The sequence below is a fragment of the Chryseobacterium sp. ERMR1:04 genome (assembly GCF_001297705.1).
GTDB lineage: Bacteria > Bacteroidota > Bacteroidia > Flavobacteriales > Weeksellaceae > Chryseobacterium.
Window position 1 is genome coordinate 1,376,298 of record NZ_LIRF01000003.1, and the last position, 13,953, is coordinate 1,390,250.

At 32.5% G+C, this 13,953-nt stretch carries 12 protein-coding genes; all 12 read right to left on the reverse strand.

Annotated elements, in window-relative coordinates; translation table 11 throughout:
- Positions 1–80 precede the first annotated feature (80 nt).
- On the reverse strand, positions 81–1,418 hold the full coding sequence (locus AMQ68_RS06300; RefSeq protein ID WP_054509717.1) for a hypothetical protein: 1,338 nt from the start codon (positions 1,416–1,418) through the stop codon (positions 81–83).
- Between the two features lie 43 nt (positions 1,419–1,461).
- A complete protein-coding gene (locus AMQ68_RS06305) occupies positions 1,462–3,330 on the reverse strand; it encodes a hypothetical protein (RefSeq protein WP_054509718.1) in 1,869 nt (622 codons plus the stop codon).
- A 412-nt stretch (positions 3,331–3,742) separates the two neighbouring features.
- On the reverse strand, positions 3,743–4,594 hold the full coding sequence (locus AMQ68_RS06310; protein ID WP_054509719.1) for a hypothetical protein: 852 nt from the start codon (positions 4,592–4,594) through the stop codon (positions 3,743–3,745).
- A gap of 287 nt (positions 4,595–4,881) precedes the next feature.
- The gene (locus tag AMQ68_RS06315; protein WP_054509720.1) at positions 4,882–5,166 is read right to left on the reverse strand and encodes a hypothetical protein; all 285 of its coding nucleotides are present in this window, start codon (positions 5,164–5,166) and stop codon (positions 4,882–4,884) included.
- Positions 5,167–5,222: 56 nt separating this feature from the next.
- On the reverse strand, positions 5,223–5,750 hold the full coding sequence (locus AMQ68_RS06320; RefSeq protein ID WP_054509721.1) for a hypothetical protein: 528 nt from the start codon (positions 5,748–5,750) through the stop codon (positions 5,223–5,225).
- A 656-nt stretch (positions 5,751–6,406) separates the two neighbouring features.
- The gene (locus AMQ68_RS06325; RefSeq protein WP_054509722.1) at positions 6,407–6,817 is read right to left on the reverse strand and encodes a 5-fold beta-flower protein; all 411 of its coding nucleotides are present in this window, start codon (positions 6,815–6,817) and stop codon (positions 6,407–6,409) included.
- A 137-nt stretch (positions 6,818–6,954) separates the two neighbouring features.
- On the reverse strand, positions 6,955–8,007 hold the full coding sequence (locus AMQ68_RS06330; RefSeq protein WP_054509723.1) for a leucine-rich repeat domain-containing protein: 1,053 nt from the start codon (positions 8,005–8,007) through the stop codon (positions 6,955–6,957).
- Positions 8,008–8,162: 155 nt separating this feature from the next.
- Positions 8,163–8,717: an alpha-ketoglutarate-dependent dioxygenase AlkB gene (locus AMQ68_RS06335; protein ID WP_054509724.1), complete on the reverse strand. Its 555-nt coding sequence runs from the start codon at positions 8,715–8,717 to the stop codon at positions 8,163–8,165.
- Positions 8,707–9,174 (reverse strand): SMI1/KNR4 family protein, encoded by a 468-nt coding sequence (locus AMQ68_RS06340; RefSeq protein WP_054509725.1) that lies wholly within the window; start codon positions 9,172–9,174, stop codon positions 8,707–8,709. Before AMQ68_RS06340 ends, AMQ68_RS06335 begins: the two co-directional genes overlap by 11 nt.
- Positions 9,175–9,180: 6 nt before the next feature.
- Positions 9,181–12,924, reverse strand: coding sequence for a Rossmann-like fold-containing protein (locus tag AMQ68_RS06345; protein ID WP_054509726.1), 3,744 nt, complete (start codon positions 12,922–12,924; stop codon positions 9,181–9,183).
- A 334-nt stretch (positions 12,925–13,258) separates the two neighbouring features.
- Positions 13,259–13,639: a hypothetical protein gene (locus tag AMQ68_RS06350; RefSeq protein ID WP_054509727.1), complete on the reverse strand. Its 381-nt coding sequence runs from the start codon at positions 13,637–13,639 to the stop codon at positions 13,259–13,261.
- Positions 13,640–13,687: 48 nt separating this feature from the next.
- Positions 13,688–13,894: a hypothetical protein gene (locus AMQ68_RS06355; protein WP_054509728.1), complete on the reverse strand. Its 207-nt coding sequence runs from the start codon at positions 13,892–13,894 to the stop codon at positions 13,688–13,690.
- Positions 13,895–13,953: the final 59 nt, after the last annotated feature.

Genomic DNA, 13,953 nt, shown 5'->3' on the forward strand with positions numbered 1-13,953 from the left:
ACCAATAAAAGGATTAACCAGATCATGCCTTACGTAATTCGGGTAACAATCAATAACTAATTTATAATAATTATAACCTCCTAAAGGCGCGTTCCCCCAATAACAACATTACCATCACCATACGTTCCCATTGCATGAGTTGTAGTAGCTGTGCCAGCACCTATAAATGTATTATTGCCCCATAATCCAGAAGTTCCTTTTCCGTGATTGATTCCTGCTCCTGAACCTATAAATGTATTATCAGTACCTCTTGTTAGTTCTACTCCAGCATTCGAACCTATGAATGTGTTATAAGCCCCATCGGTATTTTTAAAACCTGTTTTCGTTCCCACGAAAACATTATCAGAGCCTGTTGTTGTTACTGCTCCAACTTGGTTACCCAAAAAAGCGTTTCGACTTCCCGTTGATATTTTAGAACCAGAATAGCTACCAACAACGCTATTGTAATTACCGGAAGTTAGATTATCAAGAGATTGAAAGCCAATACCAACATTCACAATTCCTGTAGCCGGATCAGTATCAGGATCTTTTTTTGTGATGTAAAGATTAAAATTCGTTTTGTTTATCCCAAAATAATAAGGATCGGTTTCTTCTCCAAACTTAATAGATTTAGGAGTATAATTCCCTCTGTTTACAACTGATTTTAACGTTTCATCGGCTAATAACTCAGTTGTTGTAACTCCCGATTGTCTTTTGATATAAAATTTCCCATCTGCAGCCGGCTTATCTACTTTCCCATTCAAAGAAGACTGTAAACCTTCTACCATTCCGATAGTAACATTTGAAATTCCTGTAGGTAAATAGTTAGATTTATCTGTTTTTTCACCTCCTTTGAACATATAAAGAGAATAATTATCTTTATTCACCGGAATAGCAATAAAGTCGTTATCTTCAAAAACATAAGCGCCTGAATGCTCTGCAAACTCTGAAATTGTAGCCTCAACAACTTCTATTAAAGTCGTTAAACCTAAAGCTTCTATTTTTTCTGCTAAGATATTTCCGTTATTGTCTGTGTAATCTCCATAGGACATAAACATATCATTGCTCTGAACTCTGGTATAAACATTTCCAAATTCAGAAATATTTCCAAACTCATCATAAGCATCTACCGTTGCAATATTGGGAGGAAGGCTTCCTACTCCAAGCTTTGTTTTCCAAGATTGTACATTTTCATTACTTAGATTAGATGCATCTTTTTTAGCTAAATAGTTAGCATGAGAGTCCGGGTTTGAAATATGGGTTTCAAAAATGTTCTTGTCTGTCTTATTCTGTAATAGATTATCTAATCCTATAATTTTATTGGTCGGAATAGATTCACCCTTGTGCCAGAATGAAGACCAGGAATCCTCAAACTGTTGCTGAGTTGGAAATTCATTAGTTTTGAAGTAACTGTATATTTTATCTAATGGTATTGACATGAGATTGTTTTTATTGGATAATTTTGATAAATTTATTTTGCATTTAAAATGTAAATGCTTGAACTATTGAGCCGTTAATAGTTTTCTGCGTAGTACCATTAGAAACAGCGAGAGATAATGAAATAGCTTCTGTTGTTGATGATATAGATTGAATTATTGTAACACTTCCAATCGTTAAAAATTGAGTATATATATTTCCTGTTCTCATAATTATAATATTAGCATTTAGTTGATTTGTATACCCTGGTTCTATTCTTGTTGCAGTTGATAATATATTATTCCATACAAGTACAGATTGATACTGACCGCTTTTAGTACTCGAATTAATTACCCTCAAAAATGAATTATCTGTTAAGGAAATTGGAATGTTACTTTGTAAAAGTCCCAAGTAACCGTAAAAATCATAAATATCATTATAACTGTTAGTTCCTACCTGAGAAAGAGACATATTAATTTCTAAATAGAAATTTGTATTACTATCGAAAATAGAATTACTTTTAGCAGCAGCAACAATTATATTAGGTTCATATGCATAAACTTTATTTGCTGTATTTGAGTTATAAGAGAATAATCCACCATTAGTCGTTAAAACATTTCCTTCCTGCCCAGCTGTAAAAGCTCTAGTTTCCCAAGTTAAAGTATTAATATCGATACTATCAATATTAGAAACTACATTAACAAAGCTAGTCGTTCTGTGAACTTGTACTGTGGGACTAGTAATTCTTACCATCAAATTATACTGAGTATTGGGCTGTAAAGAATCTCCATAAATAGAAACAATCATAGATTTACCATCAGCAAACGTTTGAAATCCTAAACAATTAATTTCTCCTATTCCAATAGCATTTCCAATAGGAATAAATTTAATAGAGGTTGTAGTAGGATTTACATTCAAATTCAGCCCCTGAAGAACAAGGTACCTTACCACATGATTATTTTTCATTACAGTTGGTGTAATACTATATACATTCAAAGAGCCATTAGAATATTGGCTATTCCAATCAATTCCGAATTGTTCCTTTTGGGTCGAAGTTAAGATAGAAGGTAATTTCAAAAATTCTGTTGACAAATCTTCAACTGTTAGAACCGTTTTTTTTGTTCCTGCACCGTCAGTAAATAACAGCTTTTTATTAAAGTATGTTATTTGATTAATCAATGTTTCCGTATTCTCATCAAGTACAATTGCTTTAGAACGAATCCTACCATTATTCAAATGAAACATTTCTGTTGGTGAAGCTGTATCTACACCAAGTTTACCCGCATTGTAATATACGTTTGATCCTTTAAAATCACTTCCGTCCCATGATAATAAATAGTTAGCAACCGGTGATATAGGTGCATAAACAGGTTCTGAACCAAGTCCTTTGATAAAAAAACTGCCATTCCCTGAAGGTTTATTCATTTTCGTATTTAGGGCAGCCTGTAATCCTTCCACCATTCCGATTGTTACGTTGGAAATACCTGTTGGAAGATAATTAGTCTTATCCGTTTTTGCTCCGCCTTTAAATAGATACAATGAAAAATTACCACTGCTGTCGGGAATTGCTATAAAGTCATTATCCTCAAATTTATATGAACCTGAATGGTCTGCAAAATTCGAAATTGTAGTTTCAACAGCTTCTATAAGTGTGGTTAAACCTAATGCTTCTATTTTCTCTGCTAAGATATTGCCGTTATTGTCCGTATAATCTCCGTAAGACATAAACATATCATTACTCTGATTTTTGGTGTATACATTTCCTAATTTAGAAATGTTTCCAGATTCATCATAATCATCCACAGTAGCGGTATTAACTGGAATAATAACCTCATCCTTGTGCCAGAATGAAGACCATGAATCCTCAAACTGTTGCTGAGTTGGAAACTTATTAGCTTTGAAGTAGCTGTATATTTTATCTAATGGTATTGACATGAGATTGTTTTTTGGAGTTATTTTAATGAATATTACAGAAAAGTATATTCATAATTGTAAATTGTCATAAGTGAGATGTTAATTAATATCGTTACGGAGAATTATTTGTAATCTTTATTGCAAATCCATCATTGCATTCTTACAAAGAGTCAAGGATAAATTCGAATTTCTAATGGAAAGATTGGAATCAAGATCCCCATGGGATATCAAGCGTTGTGGAAATTTCACCAATGACTGTCACTTTTAGATCAATTATTTTTGATAAAAGCTTTTAATAGAGTATTTTGTAATTCCTGACTCTTAAAAAGCTGAGATCAATAGGTTGCCCTTGGATAATTACGGTAGAATAATGATTATAGTATCATTATTAAAAAAAGGTATAAGCTATTTTACTTAAATAGTTTAAATTTTATTAATTCATAGGTGCATAGTCACATTCAATTCTTATATTTCGAACTCTTACTGCTTGCCCTCCCCAAGTATTTTGATTATTTTGTCCAGCATTTAAATAAGCTATCATTAAAAGACTTTCATTATCTGCGTCAAAGAGTTTACACTCTATAGATTGCCCAATTTCCCGAAGGTCTGTATTGTATAAGAAAGTTAAATCATCCCACATATTATAATGGTTGGTAACACTATCCTCAGTTCTGTACTTATCACCCCAAAAACCTCCCTGTGCTTTATACTCTATAGATACTTCAGTTTTATTTACAAACTTAATTTTTGTGTTTATAATGTTTATTTGCTGTCCAAAATCTATCTTGCTCATATTTAAGCTAAAAGAATCACCCTCTAATTTTCCAAATTCAAATCCATCAAGAATTTCAGGAAGATTATTTCCAAATAGTATACTCATCCAATATCCTTGATTTATTTGATAATTCATTGTATAGTATGCGGTTTTTCCTAATCCTTTTTTCGGAAAATCTTTTGCTTTAATAGTATAGGGGGCATCGCCAAAGAAATATCGCTTTTCTTGTTTTTGAGTATTACCTGTTGTGATCACCTGATCTTCTTCATTCTTTGAGCTTACAACTATGGAGAATTTTTGATCTTCAATGCCACTTACGAAATAGGAAAGATATCCGTTATCAATCGCTGCCAAACTATTCGCAAGAATTGCCACTTCTTTACTGGTTGGCACATCTTCTCTATGCCTTAAAGAATCTATCAAATCTGAAAATTGACTTTGTATCGGATGTTTACCCGTTTCAAAATAGGTTTTTAATTGCTCTCTTGTGGTTACTTCATTTTTTTTCATAATACTTTACAATTGTTTTCTGCTTATGTTCTTAGTATAATGCTTTTTGGATCTAGTTATTATTTATATTTTAAAGCTCAAAATTCATCTTTTTTTATTCTTATAAATTTTTTTGACCTTGCTATTCTGTAGTTGCTGCTAACCTTATTTTTTTAGTTTGAGGTATAAATTTCATTAATATGAAGTATTTTTGGATGATATATTTAGAATAAGTATATCTGGCACTATTAATTAAAAAGGTATAAAGTTTTTAAGATGTTGGTTTTATTCAACTATTTTCAGTTTCATTATTCCATGTTTTCATAATAATTACATTCGATTCTTACATTTCTGATTCCATATTCTGTACCGCCGCCAGAAACATTTATATTATTTTGTCTAGCAACTAAGTAAGCTGTCGTTAAAAGTTGGTCATTATCCTCATTATAAACCTTGCATTCTATGGACTTATCAATTTCCCTAAGGTCTGCTTTATAATTAAAAGTCAAGTAATCTCCTATATCGTAATGATTGGTAAGAATATCTTTAGCTGTATATATATGGCTCCACATACTTCCACTTCCATATGTCATATATTGAATCGGTACTTCAGTTTTATTAATAAACTTAATATTTGTATTTACAATACTTATTTTTTTCCATAATCTATCTTGTTTATTTCAATAGTAAACTGTTTCCCTTTAAGAATTCCAAATTCAAATTTGTCAGGAATCGTAGGCAGGTTATTTCCGAACAGTCTATACATCATATAGTTTAAATCAGTTTGGTAACGCAAATAATAGTATTCGGTTTCTTTTAATCCTTCCGCTGAAAATTCTTTTGTTTTAATGGTATAGGGTGCACTTCCTACGAAATATTTTTTTACTCCTTCATAGTTATTACTTTTACCCACAATGATTATTTGATCTTCTTCATCCTGTGAACTAACCACTATAGGGAATTTTTCATCCTCCGAGTTGTAATTCAAATAGGAAATGAATGCATTATCAATAGATGCCAAGTTATTAGCAAGGAGTATCATTTCTTTACTGGTCAGCACATCTTCTTTAAGTCTTAAAGAATCTAACAAATCTGAAAATTGACTTTCTGTAGGATGTTTACCTGTTTCAAAATAGGTTTTTAATTGTTCTCTTGTGGTTACTTCATTTTTTTCCATAATACTTTACTATTCTTTATCGCTTATGTTCTTTGGATGATGCTTTTTGGATCTAGTTATTATTTCCGTTTTAAAGCTCAAAATTCATTATTTTTTCATTCTTATGAAAGTTTTTTGCCCTCCCTATTCTGTAGTTGCAGTACCCTTCATTTTTTCAAAGCAAGATGATTGATTGTTTAATTTCAAAGCTCAAAATTCATTATTTTTTCATTCTTATGAAAGTTTTTTGCCCTCCGTAATCTGTAGTTGCAGTACCCTTCCTTTTTTCAAAGCAAGATGATTGATTGCTTAATTTCAAAGCTCAAAATTCATTATTTTTTCATTCTTATGAAAGTTTTTTGCCCTCCCTAATCTGTAGTTGCAGTACTCTTTATTTTTTCAGCAGCGGATGATTCGTTGCTTAGTTTCAAAGGTTAAAATTCCTCTTTTTCTCCTGTGATTTTTTTGACCTCTCTATTCTGCAATTGGAGTAATAACACTGCGAGTGAAGCTATGAACAGGCAGAACTACACCCTAGAAGATTTTTGCGTAACTGTATTGATAGAATTTTTTTTAACCAACTTCCTGTTGATTATCAAAAAAAACAAAGGCTCAGATTATAAAATCCAAGCCTTGCTTTTTTTAACTTATATCCTCAATTAGGACAATACGATCTTTTACTCTATTTTAAAGAAGAAAAAAGCCACTGCTGCCCATTCTTTTTTAATTCCACTTGCGTATCCAACAGTACTGTGACTGCCATTTTCTACCGTTCCATTATCTTTGATATAACCAATAGTTGAATGACTCCCGTTTTCTACCGTACCATCTTTTTTTACATAGCCCACAGTAGAACCACTTTTGTTTTCTATTGTTCCATCACTTTTGACGCGACCAATCGTGCCGTGACTTTTATTTTCAACTGTACCGTCGCTTTTAATATAGCCTACTGTTGCATGGCTCTTGTTTTCTATTGTACCATCGCTTTTGATATACCCTGCGGTATTGCGGCTTCCGGACTCAATAGTTTGGGCACTTACAAGGGAAAGATTAAATAAAAGGAAACAAATGACTCCTGCTTTTTTCATGGTTTAAAAGTTTTATGGTTATTATTTTTTTGATTATTAATTGGAATTATATATAATCCTATCTTTTATATTTTGCTACAATATACCAAGTTTTCATGAAATATAAAAAGCCTTGTAATAACAAGGCTCTTATTGTATTATTGAAAAAAATCCTTCGGCATATATAATGATCTAGGTACAAAATGATCAGCTTCAAATTTGATCGTAACATTTTTTGGAATATCTTTAATTTCCTTGATATGATTACCTGTGAAACATAAAGAAATAAAACATTCGGAAACTAAATTAGATAAGAAAGAAGCATCAAACTCTTTAATCTTATTAGCCTCAAAAGTCAAATATTCAAGATTAATAAGATGATCTAAATTTTCAACTTTGGTTATCTTATTTTCATTTAAATTTAATTTTTTTAAGTTTTTCAGACTATCCAATCCTCTGATTTTTGAAATTTCATTATAACTTAAGTCTAGTACTTCTAAATTTGTCAAACTTTCTAACCCTTCAATTTCTTCTACTTGAGTAGCCGAGATAAAAAGTTGTTTGAGGTTATGTAAAGTATCCAAACCTTCAATTTTTTCTATCAGGCTTCCATTTAATCTCAACTCTTCCAAATAAGGAAAACGCTCCAAATCGGTTATTCTTTTAATATTAGTTTCTCCAATATTTAAAGAACGGATATTTTCATTAACATTTATTTTTTCGATATTTTCAATTGCACTCCAGCTAATATTTAAATGCTGTAACGATTTTAATTGTTCTAAACCATTTATTTCAAGATAGGGATTCCCTCCACTAATAGATAATATTTCCAAATCAATTAAATCACCCAATAAAGAAGTATCTTTAAGATTGGCTCCCCCAAAATCCAGATTTCTTAGACTTTTTAAATCACCTAAATATCTTAATGTTTTTGCATGTAAATGGTTACCAGTTAAATCTAATGTTTCTAGCTGCGAAAACGCTTTTAATGGACGCAAAGCTTCTACATTACAGTATGTTAAGGCTAATTTAACAAGACTGCCAGCTATTGGAAATAATACATCAATATCCTTTAAATCAACCTTATCTAAATATAATGTTTTAATATTCCCCTCTTTATCCATCTCATAATAATTTTCCCAGATATGTTCATTTGAAGGAATAATTTGAGTGTCAAACTCTTTTTCTATTTTTTTTATAAAATCTATCATGGTTTTTATTTCTGTCTTTTTTTTTAATCTTTAAATCATTAATTGATATTTTGAAGTTTCCAGTTTAAAAACTTAAAGATAATCCTTTAATAAAAAAGCGAAACTTCTAATTGAAGTTTCGCTTTTTTATTAAACGTTTCAAATATCCCTATTTTTTATTTTATTTTTCTAAAAGTTATAGATATCCTTCTTTCTCGAGGAATTATAGTATTTAACCACTTATCATTTTTTACTGCTTTTATACCATGTTTCCAATTATATCTTGCATCTCCATTTAATAACAAAATGCTTCGAGGATTTAAAAGTAATTCATGCTTTTCCTGATCTTTTGAAAATTGCATGACACAAGAAGATAACAGACTCACGGAAATTATTATATCTTCAAAACAGGGTATACAATCTATATGGTTTGATATTCCTTGTCCAGGTTCATATTCATTGATAATAACCTGATCAAAAGAATTTTTAAGATTAAAATTCTTTTTAATTTTTCCCTCCAATGAAATAAGCCAATCGGGTAGCTTGCCTATTTTTAAATCTTGATCAATATTTTTTTTCTTGTAATCATAAATATATCCATAATGCTGAACTCTCCGCTTCAAATTTGTATCCCAGATCGCATTATCTATTTCTGACACAATTAAACTCTCTTCTTCAATACTTAAAAAATCATCTTGATAAGCAAGCCCAGTTATAATATTATTCTTCATCTTCAATGGTTAAAATATATCTTAAAAAGTCTATGAAATTTTTATAAATAGGTTTATATCCAGATTCCAATTCATTAGAAAACCATACCGAATCTTCATCTTTTTGCGTTGCATGATAACCATAAAAAGTAATTTCATCTTTACTATGAAACATAAGATCTGCTAATATATATATATTTGATTTATTAAGTAAGGGAGATGTAAGAAGGCTTGGATTCAGCCAATCATCAAAGCCAAAAATACCAATATCAAAGTCATTACCGTAAATATTACATCCTCCATATTCACTTAAAAAATAAAAATAGGCATCATCTTTTATAAATTCGGCATCTTTCATTATAGTGATTGTTTCATCTTTCCAAAGATGTTTTATTCTTTTTTCATTTCCAGTTTTAACATTATATTTTGTAGCTATATCTTTTATAAGGTTATCTACCTCAATGATCTTATTAATCATAATATTTTATTTTTTAAAAATTAAAGTTACACCTTTCCCGTCTTCCATTGAACCTGCAGATCTATCTTTTTGCGTCATTTTATGTTCATATCCTGGAAAATTTTTACTATCAAACAATTTTTTAGACTCTAAAACAAAGTTATTAGTCTGTTCTTCCGGTTTCCACCTACCTACATATCTATTATCTGCAAAGCTTAAAATAACCTTTCCTCCTTTTTTCACTACTCTATCCGCTTCTTTAAAAAAGCTTTTTAGTAAAATCTTATTATTTGTTGTACCTCCCCTTGTTTCTTCTTTTACCCATGGAAAGTTAAAAACAATTATTTCAAAATAATTAGGTTCATAACTCATACTTGTAGCATCTATATTATATTGTATTACAGTTCCTAGTTTGTTATGTTCCTTAATATTTTTGTCCCTATCCTTATATTTTGTATCTTCAGAATCATAAGATGTAGCAATCATTCTGTTTTGAATAGCTAAAGTCTTAGCTAAACTTAACGAAAAACTAAAGTTAGCCTCTCCAACCAAAAGTATTTTATTTCCTTCAATAGGATTAAAATCATCTGCTTTTAAAATTTCTGTAGGAGTATCTTTTTTAGGGTTTACCTCACCATGTACATGAACCTTTATTCCATTTTCAACTTTTTTATCTACTACAATTTTTAACTCCTTTAATTCATATCTGCTTTTAATATCATGTAGTTTACGTTCTATTGTAGCTTGGTCCACACCTGATTTTAATAACGTATGAGATTCTGATAATGCATCGTCTAAATCCCTTTTCTTTTCTTCAGTAGTACGAAGGTCTTCTCCCTTTTTCTCCTTCTTTTCTTTCTTGCCGCCAATACCAATCTTCCCAAGCAATCCTTTCGCTTTACCTTTCACAAAGTTCCAGAACTTGATAATTGCATTTTTGATACGTTGACGTATTTTTTGGATCACGCCAACCACCTTATCTGCCAATCCGCCAAGACCTGCTAATGAAGCTAAAAATCCAATCACTATAGGAATTGCTCTTCCTAATGCATTTTCTATAGCTTTCGCTACTGCACCTACATTTCCGCTGGCAATTGCTTTGATCCCCTCCGTAAAGGCTTTTACCAACTCCATGATCTGGGCTGCTTTCTGGATGAAGAATTTCACTACATCAATAATCATCATTGCCGCTTTTACAAACGCTCCTGCCGGAGTAAGCAAGCTCATAATAAATTTAATTCCCGCCTGTATTGCCTGCGTTTTGATGATATCGATAATGGTATCCATTACCGTGGTTTTAATATCAGCAAACTGATCTTTTACGTGTTCCCAAAGTCCGGCAAAACCATCTTTCTGAACAATCTGTACCATTTTAAAACTTCCTTCAAGTACCTTCATTGAAGGTTCTCCCACTACTTTAGACCCGATATCCCTGATGTCATTCCAGGTTAAACCAAGCATCTGCGAACTGATGGAGAAAATACCTTTTAATGAGAATATATCTTCCGGCATGGTGAAAGAAATATTTTTCATCGCTCCGGTCAGCCATCCGAAGAAGCCTGTTTTAAGATGTGTCCAAATATTAGTTCCGAAATTAGTAAATCCTTGCGAAACTCCAGCAATAAGATTGGATAAAAATGCAATTGGATCTGCAACGATTGCCATTACCGCACTTACCGCTCCGGAAAGTAATTCGGTAAGCGTTTTTCGGATCTCCTGTATCGTTTTCCAGACTCCTGCTGTTGCTTCTTCTAAAGATGATAAGAATCCACTGTTCCGTTTTTTAATATCAACAATCAGTTCATCAACTTCTTTCAAAGCGGTATTGTACTTCGCGGTCAATGAATCAATCAATGAAGATTCTTTATCACTGATAGAACTTTCAAGCTCTTTAAACTGTCCCTGAATAGCATCAATATCTCCTTTGATGGCTTTTCTGACATCGGCAGGAAGGTTTTTAATAAAGGACACTACTTTCTGACGTCCGGAAGTAATGGTGGCTTTCGCATTATTTAATCGTGTAGTTACAAGATCTGCAATAGTCACAATAACACTATCCATTGTTTTCGTGAAATTAACTCTTCCCTGCTTATAGTATACATCTACTTCATCCGGTAATTTTCTGTTCACGGCATCTTTTATACGTTTACCATAGCCACTTACATCATACCACTCCCCGTAACGTTTTGCTTTGTATGCATCTAATTTTCGGGTTACTTCTTTTTCAAAAGCATCTTTGGCTTTTTTAGCTCCATCATCAAATAACTGGGACACTTTAGTTTCCAAATCATTCAGTTCGCCATCTACAGATTTTTTTGTATCTGTATAAATCTGGTTCAGCTGACTGACAACTTCCTGATGCTTACCTGTATTTTTCTCACCTGCTTTTTGTTGTTTACCGGTTACACCAGTCAGTATTTCTTTTCTACTGTGGTGCATTCCTTCCATTGTGCTGTTGGTTTTGCTTTGCGCTGCTTGCTTAGAAGCTTCCAGCTTTTTGCTTTCGGCAGTTTTAAATTCCTTAGGCGCATTTTCCGCATTTGCTTTGGCCGCTTTTTTAGCATTAAGGGCATTGATGAAATCAGGCTCGTTTGAGTTAGCCAACTGCTCATCGGTGATATTATTTTTAGCAAATTGCTGCTCAACCGTTTTATAACTTTTAGTAATTGGTTCACTTAGCTCGGAATCTCCTCGCTTAGGCGGCATTGCATCCGCAGCTTTTATATTGACTTTTGAACCTATTTTCGGATCAGGGAGCGCTGTCGCCATACGCTGTGCAATTTTAGCTTCATTAGGTTCCTGCTTAGCAACGGCTTCAATACCACCCGTTACATTATTTTTGGATACTACCACATCTCCTTTAATGGATTTGTTGACTGCATCAATATTATTACGGTTTTCAAAATTATCAGCGTCTCTTTCGCTTACAGGTAATCTCACGCTGTTGATTCTACTCATCAATTTAGCCTTGAAATCAGAAGCTTTGAAAGGACTTGCTTTTTGCTGATCCAGCTGTTCTACCTTCTGACCTCTTGCTTTGGATTTTCTTTCTCCGGCAGGGACAGCTGCCGCTGCACTGGCATTAGATTCAGCTTTTTCCTTAGTAGTATGGGTTCGCTTTGCTGTAGCGGTACTCTTAACCAGACCAACAGTTTGGTTAAATTGGGGATCACTATTCGCACTCGCTGGTGTAGTCCTAACGGCAACATCTTCTTGCCCGGCTGGTAAAACTAATCCTTCGCTTACATCTGAACTTGCAATAGAATCTTGAACATCCATTACTTCAGACTGAGGAATAGCTTCCGTATTCTGAGAAGCTGTTGATTCAGGATTATTTTTAGCACTTTGAGCTACAGCCGTTTGTTCTTGTAATGTTTTTGGCAAAGTAACTCCCGATTTAAGATTTTGATAATCTTGTCCCTGATTGATATTCAAAGTCGACATATAGCCTTTCTCCATCTTTTGGGTGTCGGGATGATTGATATCTCCAGTTTCAGCCAAGCTTTCTTGATGCCTTTTGTACATTACTTCAGCACCTTGATCATAAATGGTTTGTGAACCATGAACCGGCGGTATAACACCGTTCAAGTTCATATTAGTATTCGGGTTTGTGAATCCGGCGTTACCGACTGACTGTTCAGATTTTTGTATTTGTATATTAGCAACTTCTACCACCGGCAGAGGTACAACCATCGGCTTTTTTGCCTTTTGCTTTTTGCTTTGGTTTTGATGGTTTTTGTTGTCTTTTTCTACAGGTTTTGCTGCTTTCATTGACTTGGTGTTTTTTAATTACATATTATTTTAAAATGTATATAAAGCACAACTTATAGTGTTGCGCTTTATACATACCTGTTGAAGTGAAAAATCAGACCGTGTATGGTTGGATTTTTTTTAAAGAATTTGAGTAATTAGAAGTGGGTATTCAACATAGTGATAAGAAACAGGTAGTGCTGATCCACTTATATTTTTTCCTTTCTTGTTTTTTTTGAGTTTTCAGGTTTCAAGTTTTCATGTTCAAAATTCACTCTTTTCAGGGAGAATTATCTGCTTTTTAAGCGATGGATTCTGTAGCTGCAGTAAAGAGCTTTTTGGATTACTTCATTTTCTATTGAGCCACATCATCTTTTTTTTCCTCTTCCTCATCAGGTTGCTTATTCCTCTTACCTCCATATTGATTTTCAATAAAAAGGTTCACTGCTTTGTCAATCCAATTAGGTAGATTGGTTGTAATCATTTTTAAGAATTTATCGTACCCATAGCCCAATACAAATAATACTCCTGTAGAATACCATTTATCATGCAATTCGGCTCTACTCATCAAATAACTCATTGTAAAGCCAACGATTACCACTATTGCCAGGGTGATAAAGTGTTCCCAGGGTTGTTTTTTCTCTTTGTTCTGTATGGAAACCAATACCCTTAATAACCCTCCCGAAAATGCAATTGCAGTTCCTATTAACAAAGCTTTAATACTATCCAGATTCATTCTTTTATCCTATATATTATTTATTAAAATTTTGATTTTTACCGGTAATTATTCTTGAGATAGTATGTACATTTCATCTAAAAACTTTTTGCTTTTTCGAATGTTTTCATTTTCATTTACATAGGCTAATTCATCGATAAGAGCACTGATATCTTTAGCAGGCTTTTTCAATTTCTCTTTATCTTTTTTCTTCTTTTTCTTTTCTTTTTTTTCATGGTTTCTAAAATTTATTAAATGAACAATTGATTTTTTCATCTTTTTGAAATTGATATTTATACTCATCCAAGGTCAAACGGTTTCTTTTTTCAGGTCTT

Bases quoted from the DNA above. Each gene is read 5' to 3' on its own strand.
- AMQ68_RS06300 (WP_054509717.1), bottom strand. From the start codon at position 1,418: ATGTCAATACCATTAGATAAAATATACAGTTACTTCAAAACTAATGAA.
- AMQ68_RS06305 (WP_054509718.1), bottom strand. From the start codon at position 3,330: ATGTCAATACCATTAGATAAAATATACAGCTACTTCAAAGCTAATAAG.
- AMQ68_RS06310 (WP_054509719.1), bottom strand. From the start codon at position 4,594: ATGAAAAAAAATGAAGTAACCACAAGAGAGCAATTAAAAACCTATTTT.
- AMQ68_RS06315 (WP_054509720.1), bottom strand. From the start codon at position 5,166: ATGACATATGGAAGTGGAAGTATGTGGAGCCATATATATACAGCTAAA.
- AMQ68_RS06320 (WP_054509721.1), bottom strand. From the start codon at position 5,750: ATGGAAAAAAATGAAGTAACCACAAGAGAACAATTAAAAACCTATTTT.
- AMQ68_RS06325 (WP_054509722.1), bottom strand. From the start codon at position 6,817: ATGAAAAAAGCAGGAGTCATTTGTTTCCTTTTATTTAATCTTTCCCTT.
- AMQ68_RS06330 (WP_054509723.1), bottom strand. From the start codon at position 8,007: ATGATAGATTTTATAAAAAAAATAGAAAAAGAGTTTGACACTCAAATT.
- AMQ68_RS06335 (WP_054509724.1), bottom strand. From the start codon at position 8,717: ATGAAGAATAATATTATAACTGGGCTTGCTTATCAAGATGATTTTTTA.
- AMQ68_RS06340 (WP_054509725.1), bottom strand. From the start codon at position 9,174: ATGATTAATAAGATCATTGAGGTAGATAACCTTATAAAAGATATAGCT.
- AMQ68_RS06345 (WP_054509726.1), bottom strand. From the start codon at position 12,924: ATGAAAGCAGCAAAACCTGTAGAAAAAGACAACAAAAACCATCAAAAC.
- AMQ68_RS06350 (WP_054509727.1), bottom strand. From the start codon at position 13,639: ATGAATCTGGATAGTATTAAAGCTTTGTTAATAGGAACTGCAATTGCA.
- AMQ68_RS06355 (WP_054509728.1), bottom strand. From the start codon at position 13,894: ATGAAAAAATCAATTGTTCATTTAATAAATTTTAGAAACCATGAAAAA.